This window comes from Paenibacillus sp. 481 (genome assembly GCF_021223605.1).
In the GTDB taxonomy this organism is placed as follows: Bacteria; Bacillota; Bacilli; order Paenibacillales; family Paenibacillaceae; genus Paenibacillus_B.
Genome location: NZ_CP075175.1, coordinates 648596 through 673100 on the forward strand (window position 1 = coordinate 648596; position 24505 = coordinate 673100).

The window sequence follows — 24505 nt, forward strand, 5'->3', positions numbered from 1 at the left end:
GCAAATACGTTCAACCTAACCGTTCATTATCTTTTTGGAGCTGCTGCTCTATGTTATCTCTAAACACGTCCGATTCCGTACCTATAATAAAATGAATACCATCTTTCGCTACTTTCATCGTTCCAAAAATGCCAGATGCCAGCAAGCTCGCATCATCATTAGCGATCATAACAGGGTCCCATACTCGCAACCGAAGTCGCGTGATACACGCATCGACATCACGAATGTTACGAAGCCCACCTGCGTACCGAATCACTTCGGCTAGTTGGTTATCAAATTGCTGGCTTGTACTTAACGTCGCTAGCTGCGAATGAGCTGGCTGAACATCTACAGGCCCACGCCGCCCTGGAGGCTGCAAATCAAACATTTTAATCATACATAGCGCAACACCATAGTAGAGTGCAAAATACCCGATTCCGAGCATCAACAGTAGCACGAGATTGTTGCCTAAGTGCCAAGATAACACCAAATCGATAGCTCCTGCCGAAAAGCTGAAGCCCGCCCGAATATCGAGCCACACCGTAATCATCATCGCTACACCCGTCAAAACGGCGTGTACAGCGTACAACAGCGGTACCGTAAGCATAAAAGCAAACTCCAAAGGCTCAGTAAGCCCCGTTAAAAAGCTAGTCAGAGCAGCTGTCAGCATGATAGATGCTATTCGTGTTCGTGCTTGCGGATGCGCAACATGGACTATAGCGAGTGCGTATCCAGGTAAACCGAACATCATGACGAGAAAATAACCTGTCATAAAGGTTCCAGCCTCGGGGTCACCTGCATTAAAACGCAAGATATCTCCACGCACGACAGTGCCGGAGTCAGTCGTAAATTCACCGATTTGAAACCAAGCGATATTGTTTAAAATATGATGAAGCCCTGTCGGAATAAGTAGTCGATTCATAAGCCCATAAGCACCAGCACCCCATTCGCCGGCGTTCATCATCCAAATGCCAAGCTGACGAATAACCTCTTGAATCGTGGGCCACACCATGCCAACCGCAACACCTACACCGACCATAACAATGGCTGTAATAATCGGAACAAATCGTTTCCCACCAAAAAAGCCGACCGCTTCTGGCAGCTGAATCCGATGGAAGCGATGATACAAGTAAGCCGCCAGCCAACCGCACAGCATGCCGCCTAATACGCCTGTATCTAGTATTGCGGTCGCATTCGTTTGAAAATGCTGCAATACATTCGTAAATACCGTGTATCCGACCGCAGCAGCTAACGCCGCAACCCCTTGCCCTGAAGTTAAGCCAATGGCTACGCCTATGGCAAAAAACAGCGGTAAGTTTTGAAAAATAGCATCTCCCCCTAGCTTGCTAACGCTTGCAAGTGCTGCCAGCCAAGGGGTTTCAGCTTGAATATCACCGATGCGCACTAAAATAGACGCAGCGGGAAGAACAGCAATCGGAACCATAAGGGCACGGCCTACTTTTTGCATGTACGACATCATACGCCTTACCCCTTCTCTCTATGTATCCGTTATTTAACAGCCCCCGCCATCATTCCACTCGTAATTTGACGCTGAAACAGCATATACAAAATAAATACCGGAATGATAGACATCATCAAGCCTGCAAATAGAGCGCCCCACTCTGTGCTATACTGCATCTCAGCTTGCATGACAGCGATGCCGACAGGCATCGTATACTTGGACGGGTCATTAACCAGAACCGTCCCGATGATGTACTCGTTCCAAATATGGAGCACATTCATCATCCCTACCGAAATTAACCCTGGCTTAGCGAGCGGCAGCATGATACGGAAAAATACACCGTAGTGCGAGCTACCGTCAACTGAAGCCGCCTCATCAAGCTCTCTGGGCAACGCTTTAAAGAAACCGACCAGTACAAACACGCCAAACGGCAAATTTGTGGCTGTATAGACAGCGATTAATCCGAACAACGTATTATCCAGTCCCAGCGAAGAAAGCAGGAAAAAGATCGGAATCAGTCCAAGAATAAGCGGAATCATCATACTAGCTAAATACAAGTTGTACAACGCTTGGCTCCCCCGAAAAGGAAAGCGAGCAATAATATACGATGTTGAAGCCGCTAATAACAACGACAGTACCGTACTGAACGTCGTTACAATAACCGAGTTCGTAAAATAAGTACCTAAATGGTAGTTCGACCAAACGTTGCTGAAATTTTCCCATTGCCAAGGCCAGTTCGGTAAGCTCCAAGGTGCTGCCAGCATAAACTGCTGATTACTTTTAAAGGAGCTCATAATAGTCCAAATTAATGGGTAAATGACACATAATGTCCAGATGCCCAACACTGCATATAACAGCCAACGTATGAAGACAAATTTCCGACTCTGCTCTGTATCAGCACGCATTTCGTCCCACCCTCATCCTGTACACCGATTAGGACATTTCTACCGTATCTCGTTGTAACAGCCGTTTTAATGCTAAGGTCGTAATCAGTGATAATATTAAAATAATAACGCCAATAGCTGAAGCATAGCCGAAATTATACTGGCGGAATCCCATTTGATACAAGTAAGAGCCCATCACTTGCGTTGCATTATCTGGTCCCCCTTCCGTCATCATCCACACGATGACAAAAGAGCCGTTGAGTGTCGTCATGACGACCCACAAAATCGACACTTTGATCTGTTCCCAAATAAGTGGCAATGTAATGCGCCACAGCTGCTGCATTTGCGTAGCTCCGTCGATGTTAGCAGCTTCATATAAGTCTTTTGGAATGTTTAAGATCGCAGCAATAATTAGAATCATAACAAAGCCCACACCTGCCCAGATCGACGGGGGTAAGAGCATCCAGATGGCCAAATCTGTTTCACCCAACCAAGCCGTGTACACGGGTTCGCTCGTAAAAAGCGATAAGAAAGCATTTAAAAAGCCGATACTCGGATTATAAATGAAATTCCACAACACACCGATAACGACGACAGACAACACGTTTGGTATGAAAAAGACAGACCGGAAAAAGCCGGTTCCCCGTAAGCGGAACCGTGTTAACGCCACCGCAAAAAAGACGCCTAGGCCGATAATACCTACGACTTTCCAAAAGACGAGAAAATAATCATTTATGATGGCTCTACCCATGATCGGATCAGATAGCAACTCTTTGTAGTTGTCAAATCCGACAAAATTCTTCGTTTCCGAGCCCCCAGACCAATCTGTAAAACTGTAATAAAGCCCGTGAAATATCGGATATATCATAAACAAGCAAAAAAATAACAGAGTCGGTACGGTGAACACGAACATGAACACTTTCCGCTTCGTCTTCCAGCTCACTTTGCTAGGTGGTGTCATCTGACGCACTGATGTGTTCGGCATGCTGCTCACGTCTATTCCTCCTCTTATGTCATTTGTGAAGTACGGGGTGAGGCCTACTACTCGTTGCCAACTTCCGCAATCCTGCAATTCTGCAATCCTGCACCCCTGTTCTTCAAAAGACTAACACTCGCACGTTATTTACGTGATTTTTCAGCTGCTGCTTCTAAACGCTCCATCCACTCCTCAAGCGTCAGACTACCCATCAACAGTGCTAGCGTGGAATCCGATTTCACTTTTTCCACATCAGCATTCAGCTCCACGTAAGGTGCCACCACCGTATTGTCGGAACTATAAAATTTCATGGCCGTCTTCACTAAAGAACTCGCATTCGATTTTTCTAAATCGGCCTTAATGTTACCAAGCGCCCCTGTCTCTTCTGCCCACGTAATGGCTGACTGCTCTGTAAATAAAAACTCTAGAAACGCTTTAGCCGCTGGAACATTTTTTGCTTTTTTGGAAATACCGACTGTAGCTGTAAATGGAATTGCGATATATTTCCCACCCGATGCTTGCGTTATCGAAGGAATGAAGCCGAACTCAAAGCCTGTTGGCACATCTTTTTTCATTTCGTTCTCTAACCATAAGCCATTAGGAATAAATGCATTTCGATGCTGCAAGAACAGCATTTGCGAATCAATATGACTCAGGGGAGCGGAAGCCGGATCAAGAATACCTGAATCGCGCATTTTCACGATTTGAGCAAGCGCTTTTTTTACAGGCTCACTGCTGAAAGATCCTGCTTTAAGATCTGCCATCTGCTGCAAAATGGATGGATCGTTGTTATTGTTGACCACGAATGCAGAGTCAAGCACGCCCCCGTGGAAATAGTACGCATATTTACCTGTAAAAATAAATGGCGCCTTCACTTTTCCGGACTCCTTAATCGTCTTGGAAACGCTTAAAAAATCATCAAAATGAGTAGGCTCCTTCCATCCGTTCTCTGCAAAAAACGTTTTGTCATAAAAAATGCCCCAAGAACCAAACACAAATGGAAGCGTATACACTTTGTCGCTATAAGCAATCGGCTTTAAAATCAATTGATCGCTTATTTTTTTACCCTCTACATTTTTTGCCTCTTTGAAATAGTCCGTTAAATCCATCAACTGATCATCGAGTACCATTTGCGTAGCATTTGAGCCTGAGCCATCAATATAAACGAAATCAGGGGGATTGCCCTGAATCCAACGCGGGCGCATCTGTTCGTTTATTTTTGGGCCTGCGATTTGCTTAATCGTTAATTTCGGGTGTTTTTTTTGAAATTCAGCCAAAATCTTTTTCCAGCCTTTATCCCCGTAACCGCCTACAAAATACTGGATCTCAAATTCGCCAGCAACTTCTCCATTTCCTTTTTGACCATCCACACCTTCACTTGTTTGAACCACTTTATTGTCTTTTCCTCCATCTTTTCCAGAGCTGCATCCTGCCGCCATCATCATGACGAGCGCTGCAATAATGAGCAATAAAAGCGATTTGCTCGGCTTGCGTTGTGTACCTGTCATAACTGTACCCCTCCTTGTAATTGAGTTGATTGAGCAAAATGAGAAGACGACAAAGGGCATGCGTTAAGAAGCCGTCTATACTAAGACCGTACTTCCATAACGAATGCCCTTGCGGTAACATGTTATGTGATTATCGTATGGATTTATCGTTTCGTCTCATTAAGCTTTAGTAATTGGGATATTATCCCTCAATATATGTTTTGTCAATCCTTGTTGGTAAAAATTAAGCATAACTTTAGGTTTGATCGCCTACCCGCTTGCTTCGTTCCTGCTTAATCTTCAATCGTGGACAAGTCGCCTGTTGGCAAATTCAGTTCCCAAGCCTTCAACACACGGCGCATAATTTTACCGGAACGCGTCTTAGGAAGCTTATCTTTGAACTCGATTTCACGCGGCGCAGCATGGGCAGACAGCCCTTCCTTGACAAACTTTGCAATATCAAGCTTTAGCTCTTCCGACGGTGCAAAGCCTTCACGCAACGAAATAAACGCTTTAATAATTTCGCCACGCATAGGGTCTGGCTTTCCGATAACGCCCGCTTCCGCCACTGCTGGATGCTCAACAAGCTTGCTTTCTACTTCGAACGGACCAACACGCTCACCAGCTGTGTTAATGACATCATCAACACGGCCTTGGAACCAGAAGTAACCGTCCTCGTCCATATATGCGGAATCGCCTGATACGTACCAGCCTTGAAGGCGGAAATATTCCTCATACTTCGCAGGGTTGTTCCAAATCGTGCGCATCATAGATGGCCAAGGCGTACGAATTGCGAGATTACCCATCCGATATGGTGGCAGCTCATTGCCTTGGTCGTCGATAATAGCTGCTTGCACGCCTGGAATCGGCCGCCCCATCGAACCTGGGCGAATTGCCATCGACGGATAGTTGCATATCAAGTGTCCGCCTGTTTCCGTCATCCACCACGTATCATGGATGCGCTGATTGTACACTTTCAGTCCCCAGCGTACCACTTCCGGATTTAACGGCTCCCCTACGGACAATACGTGCCGCAAGCTGGACAAATCAAAGTTACCGATTACATCGTCGCCCGCACCCATTAACATACGAAACGCTGTCGGAGCGCTATACCATACCGTTACTTTATATTTTTGAATGGTGCTATACCAATCTTGCGGACTAAAGCGGCCACCTCGAATAACGTTCGTCGCCCCATTTAACCATGGCGCGAAAATACCGTACGATGTGCCTGTCACCCAGCCCGGATCAGCTGTACACCAATAAATATCATCTGCTTGCAAATCGAGTACATTTTTCCCCGTAAAGTAGTGCTGAACCATTGCGTTCTGCACATGAAATACACCTTTCGGCTTACCAGTAGAACCTGAAGTATAATGAATAATAAGTCCATCCTCACGACCAAGCCACTCGATTTCAGCCTCTTCAGCAGCCGTTGCCATTTCCGCATGGAAATCAACAATCCCATCGCCGGCGTTCACTTCATCGCCGACTACGATGACATGCTTAAGCGCTGGCAAATCAGCGCGCGCAACGCGATGCAACAGCGCAGGCGTCGTCACAATAGCTACCGCACTGCTATCCTCTAGACGATCCTTGACGGCCGTCTCCATGAACGCCTCGAATAAGGGTCCAACTACAGCGCCTACTTTCAGTATACCGAGCAAGCTGAAATAGAGCTCTGGCGTACGCGGCATAAAAATAAATACACGCTCGCCTTTCTGTATCCCGTATTTGCGCAGTACATTCGCAAATTGGTTGGACTTGCGGCGCAAGTCATCATACGTATACGATTCGTCGCGTGCGGAATCGCTATAGTATAACGCAACTTTGTTGCCAAGCCCTTCGGCCACATGGCGATCGATCGCTTCGTGCGCCATATTTACTTTTCCAGTTGTATGCCAACTGAATTGCTGTTCGATGTCTTCCCAACGAAAATTAGCGACCATTTCCTCATAACTTTTCATATTCGGAGCGGTAGCGGTTGCTGCAATGATTTCTCCCTGTACATTACCCATTCTGGTTCATCCTCCTATTTCATCTTACATCTTTAGCGGTTAGAAGAAATGCTTAGTAGTTTAGTTGCTTCATAAATAGTAGCCGGCAATCACATGGCACCCGTAATTAAACCGCTTTCACAAAGCAGTAAACGATTGGACGATGATGTCATTCATGATGTCAAGAGGAAAATCCGATCATTTTGTGGCAAGGTAATAGCAGGTTCATTATAGCACACGTTTTGGAGTTCGCCTATTCTTTTCCTTTTCAAAGCCCTCTTTTTTTGCTATAACGAAGATGAAGAGATGAAAGGAGCTGCAAGCCGTGGAGCATCGTAAGCGCTATCATGCCCAAATTGTCCCGCACAACGACCGAGTCGTGATCGTTGAAGGTCCTGTCTTGCCTGAGATACTATCTACCTTGGACATGCATCCAGATTTAAAGGCATTTCGCCGACCGAAGGAGCAGCACCAAGCGCTAATCGAAATTGCGGGACTACCAGAAGGACGCATCATCATTGCCCGCGACGAGCAGACGATTATTGGCTACGTGACGTTTCATTATCCAGATGAGCTGGAGCGTTGGTCTGAAGGGAATATGGCTGACTTGGTTGAATTGGGCGCTATCGAAGTATCGAATGCTTATCGCTCGATAGGACTCGGGAAACGAATGATTCAAACTGCCTTTGAAGATGAGCAACTGGAAAGCTATATCATATTTACGACCGAATACTATTGGCATTGGGATTTAGAAGGAACGAAATTGAACGTCTGGGATTATCGTAAAATGATGGAGAAGCTCATGGAATCAGTCGGTATGATCTGGTACGCTACTGATGATCCAGAAATTTGCTCGCATCCAGCCAACTGTCTCATGGTGAAGATCGGAAAAGACGTTCCACTTTCCTCAAAGGAACAATTTGACCGTGTACGCTTTAATCAGCGTTTCATGTATTAAGAATGGAGGGAATATAAGCGACATGTCAGGACAGACATTGTTTGTCAACAATCAAGACGCCCTCCGGTACCGGTTTCATGCCGATCATCCGTTTGATCAGCGGCGCTTGCAAATGACAACCGATTTGCTCCAGTATTCAGGAGCTTTACGCGATAACGATATCATCGTCCCACAGCCGTTAAATGAAGACTGGCTGCTCTATACGCATCGCCCAGATTACGTCGAGGCGGTGCGCCAGTTAAGTGCGCCACATCCTGCGCGTGCTTGGAGCGAACGCGCTGACAAATATGGGCTTCACTCCGAGGATACGCCTTATTTTGCAGGCATGCATGAAGCGGCCTGCGCCATTGTTGCAGGCTCGATAACCGCTTGCGAGGCTGTCATGTCAGGCAAGTCCACCCATGCTTTGCATTTAGGGGGAGGACTCCATCACGCATTCGCTGAACGAGGCTCCGGCTTCTGTGTATACAACGATGCCTCCGTCGCTATTGCGTGGTTGCGTAAACATTTTAACGCACGCGTCTTATATATTGACACCGATGTGCACCATGGTGACGGGGTTCAGTGGTCGTTCTACACCGACCCGGACGTGTTCACCTACTCGATTCACGAAACGGGAAAGTATTTGTTCCCGGGAACCGGCTTTGTACAAGAGCGGGGTGAGAGCGATGGTTTCGGCACTTGTGTAAACGTTCCTTTGGAACCGTATACAGAGGATCATTCGTGGCTTGAATGCTTCGAGGATACGATTGTACAAGTTGCTAAGCATTTTAAGCCCGACATTATTGTTAGCCAGCATGGTGCAGATGCTCATGCACTTGACCCACTGTCTCATATGCATTGCAGCATGCGCATTTACAAAGAAATGCCACGTATCATTCATCAGCTTGCTCATGAATACTGCGATGGACGTTGGGTAGCATTAGGTGGTGGAGGCTATGATATTTGGCGCGTCGTACCGCGGGCTTGGAGCCTCCTTTGGCTTGAAATGAACGCCCATCCACTGTTGCAAGAACTGGAGGCAGATCCGTACACTCCTCTACCCGAACAATGGTTATATAAATGGTCCCCTGAATCACCCGTCCTACTGCCCAATATGTGGCTTGATGATGTAAAGCAATGGGCGCCTATGCCACGGCGAGACATCATTCAGGCGCGAAATACACACATCAAAGAGCTCGCTCTGGAGTATGTGCGCTAACTCCAAGTTATGACACAAAAAAAGAAGGCCGCGAGCACAGCCCCCACTCGATAGCGGAAATGTGTCGCGACCTTCTCGTATTTAACGAACTACGCAGACGCCAGCTTCTGTACAAGCTCGTTAATAATAATAAACGAGTTCTGTGAAGCTTCGACTGTAAACTCTGCAAAATTCACATGAGCCGAACCGTCTGCACGGTCAGACATCGAACGAATAATTAGAAACGGCACCGCATTCATGTAGCACACTTGCGCCACTGCCGAACCTTCCATTTCTGTGCATGCACCTTGGAACGTTTCGTACAACTGCTGCACTTTTTCACGGCTAGCAATAAATTGATCTCCAGATAATATAATTCCTTTCTGGAATCGATCAGGAAAACGCTCCGCACATACTTCCTCTGCCAACGCAATCAAGTGTGCATCCGCAGTGAAATCAGACACCTCTTGGAACGGAATCATACCCGGCTTAAAACCGAGTGCCGTTACATCCATATCGTGCTGAATACAAGAAGAGGAAATAACAAGGTCACCGATATTAAGCTCTGGATGCACCGCACCCGCCACTCCTGTAAACAGTACAGTGCCTACTTGAAAACGATCGAGCAGCACCTGTGTCGTTACAGCCGCGTTTACTTTACCTACACCCGACTTGCAAATCACGACTGTGCGTCCATGCAAACGTCCTTCATAATAGCGAATGCCCGCATAGTTCACTTCAACGGTTTGCTCTACAGCTTCAAGCAACAGCTTAATTTCCTCGTCCATTGCGCCGATAATTCCGATAGCAGACTGCTCTTTCATTTCTTGCATCGTATTCCCTCCTAAAATAAACGATACGGATAAACCGCTCCATTGTCGTTATGGCTTCGAGCGTTTGCGTTCAAAGCCCAGAGCTTAGAACTTAGAACTTAAAACTTAAAACTTCAAGCGTTCTATCGTACTACAATTCTATAATATCTGTAATTCTATAGCTCTATAATTCTATAAGAATCCTTACGCCAACACCGAACACAACCGATGTGTGGGATGATAGAGTACAGATGTATGTACATACGAAAAGCCCCGATTCAAGGGGCTTTTCATGACGTTCACATCAACAATTATTCGTTCACATGGCTGACCGAAAGACGTAAAATCGTCTCATGCTGCAACACAACACGAGGATTTTCTACGTTCTCTTTCTTCATCAGCTTCGTCAACAAGCGCATTGCCACCGCTCCGATATCATACATCGGCTGTGCAACGGTTGTTAATTGTGGACGAACCATTGAAGCCATACGAATGTTGTCAACACTAATGATTGACATATCGTCAGGCACTTTAAGACCCGCATCTTGAATACAATGAATAGCACCGATGGCCATTTCGTCAGTGGCAGCAAATATAGCTGTCGGACGCTTCTTCAAGCCAAGGAAATATTTCATCGCTTCAACTCCGGACTCGTATCTGTAGTTACCGATACGTACCAAGTCTTCTTTGTATTCAATTCCTGCTCTTTCCAATGCCTTCTTATAACCCTGGAAACGTGCAAAGCCGTTTGCAGGATCTTGCAAAGTACCGCTAATCATCGCAATATCGCGGTGACCGTGGCGCACGAGCGTGCTTACTGCATCAAATGCCGCTGCCTCATGATTAATGTCTACAGACGGAATTAAACCATTCTCATCCGTCGTCGCACATAATACGATCGGCACCGAAGCTGTACGGAAAGCTTGCACATGGTCTTCTGTCACCACGCCGCCCATAAACAACAAGCCATCGACTTGTTTCTCAAGCAGCGTATTAATGACTCGAATTTCCTTATCCTTCTTCTTATCCGCATTGCACAAGATGATATTGTAATGATACATATTAGCAATATCTTCAATGCCGCGCGCCACTTCTGCAAAGATGGAATTGGAAATATCGGGAATGACAACACCGACGGTCGTCGTCTTCTTGCTTGCAAGACCGCGTGCAACCGCATTCGGGCGATAACCTAAACGCTCGATCGCTTCGTATACCTTCTTACGGGTTTGCGGCTTAACGTTCGGGTTGTTATTGACAACCCGGGAAACAGTCGCCATGGAAACGCCCGCTTCTCTGGCTACATCATAAATAGTTACCGTCACGATCCTTCTCTCCAATTACCGAAAAATTTGTTACGAACATGCATATTACATTTCATAATACGACACTTTCAGAAAATTCGCAATGTTCCGCGCAGTTCCTACACAAAATCACATATCATCACGTTAAATTTGTCAGTTTTTCACTAACTTTGTCGTATCGAATCGCATAATGCGAATCATGCCAAATCACATTGCCTTGCTGTAGCAACAATACTTGTGGCGACTCATGCTTAATGCCAAGTTGCTCGGCACACTCCAATGATACTGGCCGTTCCTCAACCACGAGTATTTTACCGAATACGATCCCTTTGTCCGCAAAGTCTTTTACAACGCTGTCCATTTCTTCGTCAGCCTGTGAGCTAACCGGACAGCGCGTGCTATGCTTGAACAGGACGACTGGCTGTTGATGCGATTCGGCAATGATCGTCTGCAATTGCTCTAATGTTTGAATACGCTTCACTATTACCCTCCTTTTGAAAAAACATGAAAGTTAACCATTACCTTCTCAACTTATTTTAACCCGATATGGCTCCAAACTAAAACCTGAAATTTGAGTTAATCTGAGTTGAAGATCGTTCATCCACTTTTCATCCTGCCACGTACGAGCCAACAAATACAAATCGAGCAGTTGGTTTACCCGAGCTTGAATGGCTTGCTCTAACACTTGTGCCATATCTTCCTCTTGCTGCTCTAAGCATTCTACCAATACGCTACCAAGCTCATGTACCGCGTCAAACGAAATCGACACCCGCGTTTGCGCATCACAAGTATGCGCTTTTATCATTTCTTGCAAATCTTGCTTAATGCTGGACAGCAATTCCGTGCGCTCACAACCCGTACATGTAAATATGGGTACACGCAATATTTCTATTTTTCGCGCGTGAACAACAGTTCGCAATGTTAAATCCATAAAATGACCACAAGTGCAGCGTTTATACATACGGTCCACCCCTAGACTCTCTTGATGTTCGTCGTTAGACTTAAGAATTACGTAAAGAACACATATGATATTTGATTCGATATTGATTAACGTAGTAGATATTCGACTTTGTTTACTTATCTCCTTCTGCATGTCAGGTTGTATTTATTTACACAATTAGAAATTCATTAGGAGGTAATGGTTTGATTTAGTGTTGTTCATTTTGTGCTAACTATGGTTAAATACGGAGTATGGTATTGTAAAAATGCCAGACCTTAAAGGAGGCTGATTGCAGATGCGATTGAGCGGCAAACGAATTGTTGCACTCGTAGACGAAGAGTTTGAAGATTTAGAGCTCTGGTACCCGATATACCGCGCGCGCGAGGAAGGTGCAGAAGTTCACCTCGTTGGCGAGCAGCGTGGCAAGACATATATCGGTAAATACGGTGTTCCAGCAACGGCAGAATACGCCTTTGAAGATATTGATACGGCTCAGTATGACGGCCTACTTGTACCAGGTGGTTGGGCTCCTGACAAGCTGCGTCGCTACCCAGAAGTGCTACGCATCGTACGTGAAATAAATACGGCTGAAAAAGCAATTGGGCAAATATGCCACGCGGGCTGGGTACTCATTTCCGCCAAAATTTTGGAAGGTCGCACGGTAACGTCCACACCAGGTATCCGTGATGATATGGAAAATGCAGGCTGCACATGGATTGATCAGGACGTCGTCGTTGACGGCCATATCATCTCAGCGCGTCGTCCACCGGACTTAGCGCCATATGGCAAAGCATTTTGCGACGTTGTCGCACAGCAATAATAACAAAAGCGGCGCTTCGCATTATGCTATGCATATGCGGAGCGCCGCTTTTTATAACGTTATGAGCAAGGAAATCAGTCGCACATCGCGGACTGTGATGCTTGCGAACAGCCTGCTAGGAGCGCTGCTTCCACTCCAGCTTTCGTTCGACTCGCGTAAGCATGCTCAGTGAGCGTCTTGCTCGTCTCCAATGAGCAGCGACGTATGGCCGCCTTAACGCGTGGAATGGAGCGCGAGGACATGCTTAGCTCGTCAACGCCGAGCGCAATCCAGAGCGGCACAGAACGTGGGTCTCCTGCCATTTCCCCGCATACACCGACCATAATCCCTTGTCGCTTTGCAGCTTCAATCGTATGACGTATAAGGCGTAACACAGCCGGGTGATACGGGTCGTACATATGAGCGATCTGCTCATTCATCCGATCAACAGCTAATGTATACTGCACCAAATCGTTCGTGCCAATACTGAAGAAGTCTACTTCCTCTGCTAATAAATCCGCCATCGCTGCCGCTGCTGGAACTTCGATCATAATGCCGATTGGCAGCTTTTCAGCAAACGGAAGCCCTTCCTGACGCAGCTCTACCTTCGCCTCTTCAAGCAGCGATTTGGCGGCCTGCACTTCTTCCAGCGAGGAGATCATCGGAAACATAATCTTGACGTTTCCAAATGCACCCGCCCGCAATATCGCACGCAGCTGTATTTTAAATAAATCTGTCCGATCCAAGCAAATACGGATCGCACGGTAACCGAGAAATGGATTATCTTCTTCTGGCAAATGCAAATAATCCATCGGCTTATCGCCACCCACATCTAATGTACGAATGATGACCGGTTTATCACCGAACTTCTCAGCCACTTCACGATAAACATTGTACTGCTCTGCCTCAGAAGGCGGGAAGGAGCGATCCATATAAATAAACTCCGTTCGAAACAGTCCGACTCCTTCTGCCCCATTCTGGATAGCAATTTCCAATTCCCGTGTTGAGCTAATATTCGCAGCCAAGTGCAGCTCATATCCGTCAACCGTAATGGCAGGTAGAGATACCATCTTGCTTAGTTCATCCGTTTCCTGAACATACGCATCACGACGTCGCTCATACGACTCTAGGACGTCCTCTGGCGGCTCGACATGCACGATGCCGTTTTCGCCGTCCACGATGACGAGATCGCCTGTCTGAATCGGTCTATACAGCTTGCCCTCAAGTCCGAGGACAAGTGGAATACCTAGCGCACGTGCCATAATCGCAGAGTGAGACGTCTTCCCGCCTAGCAACATGACGATGCCGAGTACATTTTTCGGATTCAAATGTACGAGCTGGGAAGGAGATAGCTCCTTTGCTACCAAGATATAAGGCTGCGTATCTGTCGGCAGCGTAATTTCTGGCGCACCTAGCAAATGTTTCAGGAGGCGGTTGCCCACATCTTTAATATCAAGCGCCCGCTCCTTCATATATTCGTCATCAAGCAGGTCGAACATCGTCACGAAGTGATCGATTGCTTCTTTAACCGCTACTTCTGCCGCCTTATATTGACGTTGAATGATGCCCTGTATTTCATTCATGAACACGGGATCTTCCAATATCGCCAAATGAGCATCAAAGATCGTTGATTCCTCACGCCCAACCAGTTCGCTAATTTCATTTTTGATATACTCAATCTCGGTTTTTGAGGAACGAATTCCTTCATACAAGCGTTCAAATTCACGCGCCAAATCGCTCGGGTCCATTCTTTGGTCTGGCACATCCCATTCCCACGTAGGCAACACGAACGATTTCCCAATTGCAATTCCGAATGAGGCACCTATCCCTTGAGCCATCTCACTCATAGCTGATCACCTCCATGTATGTTCTCATGAAGGACGACGGACATCACCGATGTCTGCCCTTTTTTCACCTGTGCAAATGGCGCAAAACTCCATGAGGCCACCTTATCTGAATTCGTTACAACCATCGGTGTAACTAACGATTTGGCATGCTTTTTAATGTAATTCAAATCAAATTTCACGAGTAATTGCCCCGGTTTCACTTCATCACCTTCCTGTACAACCGCTTGAAACCCAGCGCCATTTAACGCTGACGTTTCAATGCCGACATGAAGCAGCACTTCGATGCCTTCATTTGTCTCAATACCTAATGCATGCATCGTTGGATACACATGTCGAATTCGACCATGTACGGGCGATACGAGCTCGCCTTTATCGGGAATAAATCCAACCCCGTTACCAACTAGCTTTTTTGCAAAAATGGTATCCGGCACGTCCTCAATTGGTATCATGCGCCCTTGAACAGGGGCGACAAACCACGTTTGGTTCGTATTTCGCTGCAAACGCCTCATCATTTCTTCCCGAATAATTTCGGAGTATGTACCAAATACGACTTGCAAATGGCCTCCTCCTAAGCGGATAACACCAGCCGCTCCAAGCATACGCAGCGCATGCCGATCGACCAACTTATCGTGAACGACACGCAAGCGAAGACGCGTAATGCACGCCTGAATGTCAATGATGTTATCTTTTCCCCCTAATGCCTGAATAATGAGCGGTGCACGATGAAGTAGATCACTTCCCATATCATCAAGCAAGGAGCCTTCTATACGACCTGGGGTCGGGATTTGGAATTTCTGGATGGCAAAGCGGAACAGGACATAGTAAATCAATCCAAATACAAGACCAATCGGAATGATCCAAATACCATTTGTAGACCGATGGAAATTGACAACGTAGTCAATTGCACCCGCAGAGAACGAGAAGCCGTGGCGTATGCCTAACTCCGCCGTGATCCACATGGCGCCACCTGTCAACACCGCATGCACTAAAAATAAATACGGCGCCGCAAACAAGAACGCAAATTCAATCGGTTCTGTAATACCGGTTAACAACGAGACTAAGGCCGCCGTCATGTACGTTTTGCGTACTTTGGGGCGCAAATCCTCACGAGACTCATGCACGATGGCTAGCGCAACTGCTGGCAGCGCAAACATCATAATCGGATATAGACCTGCCATATAAATGCCTGCTGTCGGGTCGCCTGCAAAGAAGCGTGGCAAATCCCCACTAAAATGCATCCCATTCGCATCGGTGTATGAGCCGAGTTGGAACCAGTAAATGTTGTTCAGCAAATGATGCAGACCGAACGCGATTAACACTCGATGTAGGACACCGTATAAAAATACGCCGAAACCGCCCATCGCCAGCAGTTCTTGGCTTAAAAAGCGGATTCCGTCCTGCATATATGGAGCAAGCAGTACGAGAACTCCTGATAAGAGCGTCGATCCTAGCATTGTTGTTAATACGACAAAGCGTGGGCCACCAAAAAATTGTAAATATTCTGGAAACTTAACATCTTTCGAATACTGGTGCAGCACACCTGCCATAATTCCGAACAAAATCCCGTTTACCACGGTTGGCTCATAAGCGGTTTGTCCCCAATGTTGCAACAGCTGATCAAAAATAAACATGCCAAGCAAACTGGATAAACTCGCCACGCCTGAATTGTTCGTTAACCCGAGCGCTACCCCGACTGCAAAAATATACGGCAACACATGAAACACGGTATTGCCTGTCAGTTGGAACAACGACGCTGCATCATGCCAGCCTATGCTTTGCAACAAATGTCCCGCAGCGAGACACAAGGCAGCGGCAGGTAATGCGATTAGCGGCTGCATCATCGCGCGCGATAACTGTTGCAGCAGTCCTAACTGATTCAAGGGCATCCTCTCCTTCTACCTTGAATGGTAAGGGTACGCTGTCTTATTGTCAAAATAAATGTACGTGATTTATTCAACAAGAAAAGCCGGGTCCGTGCAGCGCATGCACCCCCGGCCTTATGAACGAATTACTGCTTGCCGTGAGGCAGCAAAATAGAATCCAACACTTTGATGCATAGGTCCATAACGACCGTCAAGCCGTGCTCAGCCGCATGTTGTGCCGCTTCTTCGTTAATGACGCCCTGCTGCATCCAAATCGATTTCGCGCCAACTTCAACCGCTTCGCGAGCGATGTCTAGGCAAAATTCACTGCGACGAAATACGTTAACGATGTCGATTGGTTCGGGAACATCTTTTAAGGAAGCATAGCATTTCTCTCCTAGAATGTGCTCTGCTTTCGGATTAACGGGAATGATGCGATAGCCTTTGCGTTGCATCGCTTCCGCAACCATATGAGAGACTCGAGTAGGATCATCAGACAAACCGACTACCGCCACAGTCTGACTTTGATTTAACAACTGCTTAATTTGTTCTTGCGATGGATTTTCGTAAGCCATCAAGTTCACTCCTTAATATTAGTTGCTGGATTCCACCCACTCGACGTTCGCGCCAAGTGCACGCAAATGGTCGAAGTATTGCGGGTACGATTTCGCTACGTGATGCGCGTCGTGAATACGGAGCGGCTGCTTCGCACGCAAACCTACGACTGTAAGCGCCATAATAACACGATGATCATAGTGCGCGTTAATGTCGACGCCGCCCTCTACGCCTTCTGGGCGTCCGTGAACGATAATTTCAGCTTGACGTTCTTCGACGTTAGCCCCAGCTTTTTTTAATTCGTTCAAATAATCGGTTATGCGGTCACACTCTTTATACCGCAAATTTTCTACATTGTAGAAACGCGAAGTACCTTCGGCAAACACTGCTGCCGCTACCATTGCTAGCACACCGTCTGTAAATTCGTCTCCGTCAAACTCACCAGCTTGAAGCTGACCTTGACTCTGAATATGAACGACATTGTCCGCATGCGTAAGTGGTACTCCCATCGTGCGCAATACGTCAACAACTGCTCGTTCGCCTTGCTTGCTATCCACGGTCAAACCGCGCACCTGAATATCAGACTGCGTAACCGATGCGGCTGCTAAAATGGCAGCTGAACCCGGGTAGTCGCCTTGTACGGTGTATGTCTTAGCTTCATACTGTTGGCGACCTTGTACACGATAGTGCATTAAATCTTCACTTGCCTCTATGATAATACCCGCTTCGGCCAGCACTTCTAACGTCTGACCTACGACGACTTTCGATTTCAAGTCTTCCGTTACTTCGATCGTCGTATCTTGTTCAAGCAGCGGCGTGACGAACAGCAGCGCACTCAAATATTGCGAGCTTACGTTACCCGATACGCGAATATGCCCGCCTTGTGGCTGACCGCCGCGAATCGTAATCGGCAATTTTCCTTCACGATGCTCAACTTCTACGCCCATTTGTTGGAGCGCTACGATTAAATCATCGTGTGGTCGTTTACCTAACGACTCTGGGTACGTGTTAACAAAATTCACTTCCGGCATTAATGCAGCGATCCCCATCAAGAAGCGTAGTACAGCCCCTGCATTGCCAACATTAAGCTCGCGAGCTGCGTTCGCAATATGTGGTTTTTTACCGAAGCCTGTAATGACCATTTTTGTATCGTCTTCTTCTAATATAGCACCCATATCACGTAAGCAGCGGCGCATCGCGTCACTGTCCTCACTATGAGCTGGATAGTAGATCGTGCTTTTCCCTTCCGCCAAAGCTGCCACAAGCATAAAGCGAGTGGTGTAGTTTTTAGAGGATAGTGCTTGGATCTCACCTTGTAAGCGAGAGGTTGGTTGTACAATAACATCCATAAATGACATCTCTCCTTTTATCATATCCAGCTAAATAGCGCATTCATGCAAACAATATGCTGGTTTCGTGTTTATTGTATACGTGCACCAATTGACAAATAGAGCCACGATTCGTACAATCACGTATGACTCCACTGCTTTTTCTATTTTCTACTTTACTATAGAACGGAGGAATTCGTATATGAATTCTATCGCTCAAATGGATGTTGCTACCTTAAAGCAACGCCTGCAACGCGGCGAAGCGTTAAATTTAATTGACGTGCGAGAGCACGATGAAGTCGTACACGGCATGATTACCGGCGCGAAACATATTCCAATGGGGGAAATTCCCGACCGCTTAGATGAAATTGAACGCACAGAAGAAATTATTTTCATTTGCCGCGGTGGTGTACGTAGTGAACGCGTCTGTGAGTACTTGCAGCATGTTAATATTGCTGGAGCGGTCAACTTGACAGGCGGCATGATTGCATGGGCTGAATTAGAGAACGAAGATTAATCGTGTATCTATATTCGTTAGCCATTCATGTTTACCGTTAGTCTGATCGTGTTAACGCTTAACAGCGTTCGTCGCGCTGCTCAAGCAGTTGCATAATTTCGTCAGCAAGTTCGATGGCGGAACGGAAGTCCGTCGGGATCGAAGCGTGTGCAAAATCGTACAAGCCTTGCCGTTCCGCCATTAATTGACGAATACGACGCTCAGCATCACCTTGCAGCAACGGTCGGTTGCCGTCGCCGTGCACTCGTTTCACAATGGTTGACAATTGCGCCTGCAATCCTACCACCCAACCACTTTGCGCCATATGCAGACGATTCGCTTCGCGCAGAACAGCACCACCACCTGTTGCAATGACTACACCTGCTGGATTTCGCAGCAGCTCAGCTAATGCAGCACTCTCACAATCGCGAAAATACATCTCCCCTTTCGTCTCGAATAAATGGGGAATGGAGCAGCCTTCTCGTTCTACAATTTCGGTGTCCAAGTCTACAAACCTGTAATTTAGTCGTCTTGCCAATTCTTTCCCAACTGTTGATTTACCTGTACCCATAAATCCGACTAAAATAATATTTTCTTGATTCATTTTGCATACTCCTTAAAAAACGTCACGTTTCTACCGATAAACTTCCCATATGATACCACAGCTTTCTTTCGTTCGACAACGCTGTGATGTATAAATTAATGACTTTAGACGTAAAGATGGTAGTAAAAGATTCGGAGCCGAAAGCTTTATTCATCGGCATGTGTAGGAGTGAATCATTCATGTCTACGTTACCAGCTTCAGATAGCGCATCGGTTCAACGTATTGCTGCAGCTCGTATGCAAAAAATATTAGACCCGAACCATCCTCTTTGTCGAGAGGATATTGTATGGGCACTTAATTACGTGAAACGTAAACTCGTTGAGCAGGACGAAGCACTGCGTCGTCTTTCGCCAGAGCGTGTGCTCCATAACTTTCGTTATTTCGCTGAAGTATCGCTGCTGCTTCATCGCAGCAGTAGCCAAAGTCAAGAGTCCGACCGTTTGCGTTCATACTTAGCAGAAGCTGCGTATGGGTTGTGGGAGCCAACTGCTAGTTCAATCAAATCATCGGCCACAGCACCCCCGACCAGTACAGAAAGCTCTGCTAATCTAGCAAACACATCCCGCGCAGCTCATACAGATAGCACAGAAACAACGAACGCCGAACCCTGATGGGTTCGGCGTTCTGCGTTCTGCATCGCTTTACGTGTTAGCAGGACGCAGGACTCAGCAATGCTCCCTCACGGAATGACCCCTTCGCTGATGCGAAATTATGACATCCAGTTAAAATGGAACGAGCCTTCTTTGTCCACGCGCTTAAAAGTATGAGCGCCGAAATAATCACGTTGTGCTTGCAACAAGTTAGCAGGCAAACGCTCCGTGCGATAGCTGTCGAAGTACGCCAACGCAGACGCGAAGCCAGGAACAGGCACGCCGTATTGCAAAGCTTGACATACAACATCACGCCAAGCTGCTTGATACGTCTCTACAATGTTCTTGAAGTAGGAATCAAGCAACAAGTTTCTTAATTCAGGATCACGGTCGTACGCGTCTTTAATGTTTTGCAAGAAGCGTGAACGGATAATACAGCCACCGCGGAAAATCATCGCAATGTCGCCGTAGCGCAAATCCCAGCCGTATTCATCAGATGCTGCACGCATTTGTGCAAATCCTTGTGCGTAGGACACGATTTTGCTCGCATACAACGCTTTGCGTACGCTCTCGATAAATGCAGCTTTGTCGCCTGTAAACGACTTTGTTGCAGGCCCTTGCAAAATTTTGCTTGCTGCAACGCGCTCTTCTTTCAATGCTGACAAGAAGCGTGCAAATACAGACTCTGTAATCATGGACAACGGCACGCCCAAATCCAACGCGCTTTGGCTTGTCCATTTTCCAGTGCCTTTTTGGCCTGCCGAATCTAAAATAACGTCTACCATCGGCTTGCCTGTTTCATCATCATATTTAGAGAAAATGTCTGCTGTAATCTCAATTAAGTAGCTATCCAATTCGCCATTGTTCCACTCACTGAAAATGGAGTGAAGCTCTTTAGCATCTACGTCAAGCACTGTTGTCATCAAGTGATACGCTTCACAAATCAACTGCATATCGCCATACTCAATGCCGTTGTGAACCATTTTTACATAATGGCCTGCGCCATCTGGTCCAATGTATGTGCAACAAGCATCGCCACTTACTTTTGCCGAAATACTCGTCAAAATAGGTTCAACTAAACGATAAGCGCTCTCTTGGCCACCAGGCATAATGGACGGGCCATTCAACGCGCCCTCTTCTCCACCGGATACACCTGCTCCAATAAAGCGGAACCCTTTGTCCTCCAAATATTTGCTGCGACGTTGTGTGTCTGGAAAATGTGCATTACCGCCATCGATAATAATATCGCCTTGGTCCAAATGTGGCAGCAAGGAGTCAATCGTTGCGTCTGTTGCTTGTCCAGCTTGAACCATGATCAAAACTTTGCGAGGTGCTTCTAGCGATTGCACAAACTCTTCTATCGAGTATGTACCTGTCAATTGCTTACCAGCCGCTTCTTCTAGCAATGCGTCTGTTTTCTCACGGGAACGGTTGTATACAGAAACAGCGAATCCACGGCTCTCGATATTAAGAGCCAAGTTCTTGCCCATAACCGCCAGTCCAATGACACCGATTTGATTCTTTGCCATTTGGTTCTCCACCCTTTTATCTAATTTTGTATTGCTAGCCATACATAGCGTTAGCCGTATGTATTGTTAACAATATCGTTATTGTAACGCACAGCAAAACACCCTGCAACCATTTACGGCTTAGCTATACATAGCTGACGTCTCATGGGAGGGTGTATTTGTTTCATTTTTTTTGATGTACGGATTAATCTATGTCCAAGCCCGATTTCCGTTCTACTTACCATTCCAGCTGAATCATCTCCGTCCTTAAAGCATTTAATTTTGTTTTGCAATCAGCTTGGAACTGCTCATCGGACCGCGCAATCGCTTCATACAATTCTGCTAACGCGTAATCAATTTCAAGGCGCAGTACACCCATCCTTTCTTCAGCCTGTGTAGATTCGTAGGCACGAATCATTTCTTCAGTCGTAATTACAGGGCGCTTTTGGTACAATACGCGCTGTTCTACCCCACAAATCTCAACGAGCCGAATTCGCTCCCCAAACATAATATTTTCAACAAACACTTGGCGGTCCTTAAAACGTTTGACCACCGCGTGTCCCCGTGCATCGCCGATCATTTTCTCCATAAACTCCGCTAATTTTTCATCGCGTATCGTGTAATCGCCTACAATTTTGTAGCGACGATGTACACGTTGAAACCGCAATTTCACCAATTTACGGCCTGTTCGTATGGATACGATGAATAATGCCTCATTTTCACTCCAATATAACGAATATCCTTCTTGGATCAGATCGCGGATGAGGTTCTGAATTTGCCAACGGTCAAAGCGAAGCTCTAAATTACAATACTCGATTTCATCGCTCCGATTCACGACCAATGCCTCCTTCCATAACAGCGTATACTACATCATATGTTTAGGTAACTTGGTTATTGACAATAAAGAAGTAATGAAGTTTTAATGAAGCGGACAAGCTGCAAATAAAGATGTGATATAATCATGATTAATGATGTTGGAAGGATGATTTAATCATGTCATTTACAGGATTCAATGCGCACGATTTCGAGACGTTCTCCATCGAAGGCTTGGATGAACGAATGGAAGCGATTCGTGAACGTATACAACCGAAATTCAGATCTATTGGGGAACATTTATGTGGCGATGCGGCCCTGTTAGCAGGACAGGAAATGTTTTTGCATATCGCCAAACATGCTCGCCGCACGGTTAACCCACCGAAGGATACATGGCTAGCCATCGGACCTAGTAAACGCGGCTATAAGTCGCTGCCGCATTTTCAAGTTGGTCTATTTGACGATCATGTTTTTATTTGGCTAGCATTCATTTATGAAGTTGTGAATAAGCAACAAATTGCTACGAACATGCTTGCTGATACCGATCAGCTGCGCGAGCTTGTATCCGCAGATTACGTGATTTCACTCGATCATATGAATAAACAAGCTCATGCCTTGCAGGACTGGGATGACGCGCAACTACACACGATGCTCACTCGTTTCCGCGATGTGAAATCTGCTGAGTGGCTAGTTGGACGCCATATCGCTGCGGATGACCCTATCTTGCGTGATGGCACTGCCTTTATGGAACTCGTAAAGGATACCGTCACTACGTTAATGCCCTTATATAAACAAGCGCTTAAAGCTTAATTCAGCTGAACATTTGCTCAAAAGAAAAACGGTGAGCCCCATCTCCTATCGAGATAACGGGACTCACCGTTTTTCTTTGATTTAGTTGTTGATGGTTGCTTTCATCGGCCCACTATCTCTGTCTAATGTAGAGAAGCGTACGAGCAAGCCAATAACAGCTATACATAGTACTCCGCCTATAATAAACGGCAAGTTCACGTTCCAATTGAATACCGCAGTCGCCAGCAATGGACCTGCAATGCGACCAAAGCTATCCATAGAAGAATTCAACCCGGATGCAAGACCGTGGCTTACAGGCGTCTTCTGCGTAATTAATGAAGTAACACAAGGGCGAATCAAGGCATTGCCGATACCAAATACGCACAAGTAGATTGTCGCATCCACAACGTTCGAAGAGAGCAACAGCAAGAAAAAGCCTACTGCAGAAATAAGCAAGCCAGCCGCTATTGTTTTCTTCTCCCCACCGTTCTTGATGTAACGCCGAACAATTCCGCCCTGTACAAGGGCCCCCGCTAAGCCACAGAAGAAGAACATAAATCCGATCTGGGCTGGAGTAATACCTGGTATACGTTGTGCCTGGAAGTACAGCAGTGTTGCTTCAAGTCCTGCCAACGTAAACGTAACGAAAAATGACAGCACATATAAATACTTCATGCGGCCTGTAAACGCTGTCCATCGCGAGGACGTTGGCTGTCCACTTTTACTCCGCTTCTCAGGTGGTAACGATTCTCGCAGTTGAACCATTCCCAGCAAAAATGTGACAAATGTCAATGCGGAAGCAACGTAAAATGGCGTATTATGGCCATAGTAACTTAAAATTCCGCCAAAAGCAGGACCAAATGTAAAGCCTAGACCGATAGACACACCTACGAGTGCCATCCCTTTGGTTCGCTCTTCATTTGTTGTAATGTCCGCCACATAAGCAACGATAACAGCGGCTACAGCCCCAGAGAAAAAGCCTCCCAAAAATCTAGATATGTACATTAACCACAATTGGCCATCCGCCAAGCCAAACAGCAAATAGCTAATACTAAATCCGAGTGTACCCATCAAAATTATCGGACGCCGTCCAATCCGCTCCGACCATGATCCCCATATTGGTGAAACAATAAAGGAAACTAACGAATACAACGACAGCATCAATCCCAAGTGAAATTCGTTCGCCCCCGCGTCCGTTATCATGAGCGGTAGCACCGGGATGACGATACCAAACCCGATAAACACCATCATCAACAGAAGCATGACGACGGTCATTTGCTTTTTCATCACACACTTCCCTCCGTTAATATAATCCTATCACAAAATTTTCTTGAACGG

At 46.4% G+C, this 24505-nt stretch carries 23 protein-coding genes; 6 read left to right on the forward strand and 17 right to left on the reverse strand.

Annotation, left to right across the window (positions count from 1 at the left end; translation table 11 throughout):
- Positions 1–10: 10 nt before the first annotated feature.
- The 5 genes from KIK04_RS02590 to acsA form a co-directional block, all read right to left on the reverse strand.
- A complete protein-coding gene (locus tag KIK04_RS02590; protein WP_232276787.1) occupies positions 11–1459 on the reverse strand; it encodes a PTS transporter subunit EIIC in 1449 nt (482 codons plus the stop codon).
- 29 nt (positions 1460–1488) lie between these two features.
- Positions 1489–2346, reverse strand: coding sequence for a carbohydrate ABC transporter permease (locus KIK04_RS02595; protein WP_232276788.1), 858 nt, complete (start codon positions 2344–2346; stop codon positions 1489–1491).
- A gap of 28 nt (positions 2347–2374) precedes the next feature.
- Positions 2375–3310 carry a carbohydrate ABC transporter permease gene (locus KIK04_RS02600; protein ID WP_232278566.1) on the reverse strand — a complete coding sequence of 312 codons (936 nt, stop codon included), beginning with the start codon at positions 3308–3310 and terminating at the stop codon, positions 2375–2377.
- Positions 3311–3444: 134 nt separating this feature from the next.
- The gene (locus tag KIK04_RS02605; RefSeq protein WP_232276789.1) at positions 3445–4809 is read right to left on the reverse strand and encodes an extracellular solute-binding protein; all 1365 of its coding nucleotides are present in this window, start codon (positions 4807–4809) and stop codon (positions 3445–3447) included.
- Positions 4810–5081: 272 nt separating this feature from the next.
- Positions 5082–6806 (reverse strand): acetate--CoA ligase, encoded by a 1725-nt coding sequence (gene acsA, locus KIK04_RS02610; protein ID WP_232276790.1) that lies wholly within the window; start codon positions 6804–6806, stop codon positions 5082–5084.
- A 304-nt stretch (positions 6807–7110) separates the two neighbouring features.
- On the opposite strand from acsA, the gene KIK04_RS02615 reads away from it, so the two are divergent.
- Both KIK04_RS02615 and KIK04_RS02620 read left to right on the forward strand, forming a co-directional pair.
- Positions 7111–7743, forward strand: coding sequence for a GNAT family N-acetyltransferase (locus tag KIK04_RS02615; RefSeq protein ID WP_232276791.1), 633 nt, complete (start codon positions 7111–7113; stop codon positions 7741–7743).
- Between the two features lie 22 nt (positions 7744–7765).
- Positions 7766–8944, forward strand: coding sequence for an acetoin utilization protein AcuC (locus KIK04_RS02620; RefSeq protein ID WP_232276792.1), 1179 nt, complete (start codon positions 7766–7768; stop codon positions 8942–8944).
- Positions 8945–9033: 89 nt separating this feature from the next.
- On the opposite strand, the gene KIK04_RS02625 is transcribed toward KIK04_RS02620, so the two are convergent.
- From KIK04_RS02625 to KIK04_RS02640, 4 genes are all read right to left on the reverse strand, one after another.
- Positions 9034–9747: a 5'-methylthioadenosine/adenosylhomocysteine nucleosidase gene (locus KIK04_RS02625; RefSeq protein ID WP_232278567.1), complete on the reverse strand. Its 714-nt coding sequence runs from the start codon at positions 9745–9747 to the stop codon at positions 9034–9036.
- Between the two features lie 299 nt (positions 9748–10046).
- Positions 10047–11057, reverse strand: coding sequence for a catabolite control protein A (gene ccpA / locus KIK04_RS02630; RefSeq protein ID WP_232276793.1), 1011 nt, complete (start codon positions 11055–11057; stop codon positions 10047–10049).
- 118 nt (positions 11058–11175) lie between these two features.
- Positions 11176–11517 carry a bacillithiol system redox-active protein YtxJ gene (gene ytxJ / locus KIK04_RS02635; RefSeq protein WP_232276794.1) on the reverse strand — a complete coding sequence of 114 codons (342 nt, stop codon included), beginning with the start codon at positions 11515–11517 and terminating at the stop codon, positions 11176–11178.
- A 45-nt stretch (positions 11518–11562) separates the two neighbouring features.
- On the reverse strand, positions 11563–11997 hold the full coding sequence (locus KIK04_RS02640; protein ID WP_232276795.1) for a hypothetical protein: 435 nt from the start codon (positions 11995–11997) through the stop codon (positions 11563–11565).
- Positions 11998–12271: 274 nt separating this feature from the next.
- On the opposite strand from KIK04_RS02640, the gene KIK04_RS02645 reads away from it, so the two are divergent.
- Positions 12272–12796: a type 1 glutamine amidotransferase domain-containing protein gene (locus KIK04_RS02645; protein WP_232276796.1), complete on the forward strand. Its 525-nt coding sequence runs from the start codon at positions 12272–12274 to the stop codon at positions 12794–12796.
- Between the two features lie 74 nt (positions 12797–12870).
- Here the strand turns inward: KIK04_RS02645 and ptsP are convergent, their stop codons facing one another.
- The 4 genes from ptsP to aroA all read right to left on the reverse strand — a co-directional run bounded on the left by ptsP (position 12871) and on the right by aroA (position 18388).
- The gene (ptsP, locus tag KIK04_RS02650) at positions 12871–14622 is read right to left on the reverse strand and encodes a phosphoenolpyruvate--protein phosphotransferase (RefSeq protein ID WP_232276797.1); all 1752 of its coding nucleotides are present in this window, start codon (positions 14620–14622) and stop codon (positions 12871–12873) included.
- A complete protein-coding gene (locus KIK04_RS02655; RefSeq protein WP_232276798.1) occupies positions 14619–16502 on the reverse strand; it encodes a glucose PTS transporter subunit IIA in 1884 nt (627 codons plus the stop codon). Before KIK04_RS02655 ends, ptsP begins: the two co-directional genes overlap by 4 nt.
- A gap of 128 nt (positions 16503–16630) precedes the next feature.
- The gene (locus tag KIK04_RS02660) at positions 16631–17059 is read right to left on the reverse strand and encodes a CoA-binding protein (protein WP_232276799.1); all 429 of its coding nucleotides are present in this window, start codon (positions 17057–17059) and stop codon (positions 16631–16633) included.
- Positions 17060–17077: 18 nt separating this feature from the next.
- Positions 17078–18388: a 3-phosphoshikimate 1-carboxyvinyltransferase gene (aroA, locus tag KIK04_RS02665; RefSeq protein WP_232276800.1), complete on the reverse strand. Its 1311-nt coding sequence runs from the start codon at positions 18386–18388 to the stop codon at positions 17078–17080.
- A 181-nt stretch (positions 18389–18569) separates the two neighbouring features.
- On the opposite strand from aroA, the gene KIK04_RS02670 reads away from it, so the two are divergent.
- Positions 18570–18884 carry a rhodanese-like domain-containing protein gene (locus KIK04_RS02670; RefSeq protein WP_232276801.1) on the forward strand — a complete coding sequence of 105 codons (315 nt, stop codon included), beginning with the start codon at positions 18570–18572 and terminating at the stop codon, positions 18882–18884.
- A 58-nt stretch (positions 18885–18942) separates the two neighbouring features.
- Here the strand turns inward: KIK04_RS02670 and KIK04_RS02675 are convergent, their stop codons facing one another.
- Positions 18943–19467, reverse strand: coding sequence for a shikimate kinase (locus tag KIK04_RS02675; protein WP_232276802.1), 525 nt, complete (start codon positions 19465–19467; stop codon positions 18943–18945).
- Between the two features lie 179 nt (positions 19468–19646).
- Between KIK04_RS02675 and KIK04_RS02680 the strand changes: the two genes are divergently transcribed.
- On the forward strand, positions 19647–20078 hold the full coding sequence (locus KIK04_RS02680; protein WP_232276803.1) for a methyltransferase: 432 nt from the start codon (positions 19647–19649) through the stop codon (positions 20076–20078).
- A 98-nt stretch (positions 20079–20176) separates the two neighbouring features.
- On the opposite strand, the gene gndA is transcribed toward KIK04_RS02680, so the two are convergent.
- Positions 20177–21586: an NADP-dependent phosphogluconate dehydrogenase gene (gndA, locus tag KIK04_RS02685; RefSeq protein ID WP_232276804.1), complete on the reverse strand. Its 1410-nt coding sequence runs from the start codon at positions 21584–21586 to the stop codon at positions 20177–20179.
- A 217-nt stretch (positions 21587–21803) separates the two neighbouring features.
- Positions 21804–22400 carry a hypothetical protein gene (locus KIK04_RS02690; protein WP_232276805.1) on the reverse strand — a complete coding sequence of 199 codons (597 nt, stop codon included), beginning with the start codon at positions 22398–22400 and terminating at the stop codon, positions 21804–21806.
- Between the two features lie 158 nt (positions 22401–22558).
- On the opposite strand from KIK04_RS02690, the gene KIK04_RS02695 reads away from it, so the two are divergent.
- Positions 22559–23188, forward strand: a complete 630-nt coding sequence (locus tag KIK04_RS02695; RefSeq protein ID WP_232276806.1) for a YktB family protein — start codon at positions 22559–22561, stop codon at positions 23186–23188.
- Between the two features lie 81 nt (positions 23189–23269).
- On the opposite strand, the gene KIK04_RS02700 is transcribed toward KIK04_RS02695, so the two are convergent.
- On the reverse strand, positions 23270–24454 hold the full coding sequence (locus KIK04_RS02700) for an MFS transporter (protein ID WP_232278568.1): 1185 nt from the start codon (positions 24452–24454) through the stop codon (positions 23270–23272).
- Positions 24455–24505: the final 51 nt, after the last annotated feature.

Coding starts and splice junctions, on each gene's coding strand:
- acsA (WP_232276790.1), bottom strand. CDS start 6,806: ATGGGTAATGTACAGGGAGAAATCATTGCAGCAACCGCTACCGCTCCG.
- KIK04_RS02600 (WP_232278566.1), bottom strand. CDS start 3,310: ATGCCGAACACATCAGTGCGTCAGATGACACCACCTAGCAAAGTGAGC.
- KIK04_RS02620 (WP_232276792.1), top strand. CDS start 7,766: ATGTCAGGACAGACATTGTTTGTCAACAATCAAGACGCCCTCCGGTAC.
- KIK04_RS02695 (WP_232276806.1), top strand. CDS start 22,559: ATGTCATTTACAGGATTCAATGCGCACGATTTCGAGACGTTCTCCATC.
- KIK04_RS02660 (WP_232276799.1), bottom strand. CDS start 17,059: ATGGCTTACGAAAATCCATCGCAAGAACAAATTAAGCAGTTGTTAAAT.
- KIK04_RS02645 (WP_232276796.1), top strand. CDS start 12,272: ATGCGATTGAGCGGCAAACGAATTGTTGCACTCGTAGACGAAGAGTTT.
- ptsP (WP_232276797.1), bottom strand. CDS start 14,622: ATGAGTGAGATGGCTCAAGGGATAGGTGCCTCATTCGGAATTGCAATT.
- gndA (WP_232276804.1), bottom strand. CDS start 21,586: ATGGCAAAGAATCAAATCGGTGTCATTGGACTGGCGGTTATGGGCAAG.
- aroA (WP_232276800.1), bottom strand. CDS start 18,388: ATGGATGTTATTGTACAACCAACCTCTCGCTTACAAGGTGAGATCCAA.
- KIK04_RS02590 (WP_232276787.1), bottom strand. CDS start 1,459: ATGATGTCGTACATGCAAAAAGTAGGCCGTGCCCTTATGGTTCCGATT.
- KIK04_RS02700 (WP_232278568.1), bottom strand. CDS start 24,454: ATGAAAAAGCAAATGACCGTCGTCATGCTTCTGTTGATGATGGTGTTT.
- KIK04_RS02680 (WP_232276803.1), top strand. CDS start 19,647: ATGTCTACGTTACCAGCTTCAGATAGCGCATCGGTTCAACGTATTGCT.
- KIK04_RS02675 (WP_232276802.1), bottom strand. CDS start 19,467: ATGAATCAAGAAAATATTATTTTAGTCGGATTTATGGGTACAGGTAAA.
- KIK04_RS02640 (WP_232276795.1), bottom strand. CDS start 11,997: ATGTATAAACGCTGCACTTGTGGTCATTTTATGGATTTAACATTGCGA.
- KIK04_RS02670 (WP_232276801.1), top strand. CDS start 18,570: ATGAATTCTATCGCTCAAATGGATGTTGCTACCTTAAAGCAACGCCTG.
- KIK04_RS02625 (WP_232278567.1), bottom strand. CDS start 9,747: ATGAAAGAGCAGTCTGCTATCGGAATTATCGGCGCAATGGACGAGGAA.
- KIK04_RS02595 (WP_232276788.1), bottom strand. CDS start 2,346: ATGCGTGCTGATACAGAGCAGAGTCGGAAATTTGTCTTCATACGTTGG.
- KIK04_RS02605 (WP_232276789.1), bottom strand. CDS start 4,809: ATGACAGGTACACAACGCAAGCCGAGCAAATCGCTTTTATTGCTCATT.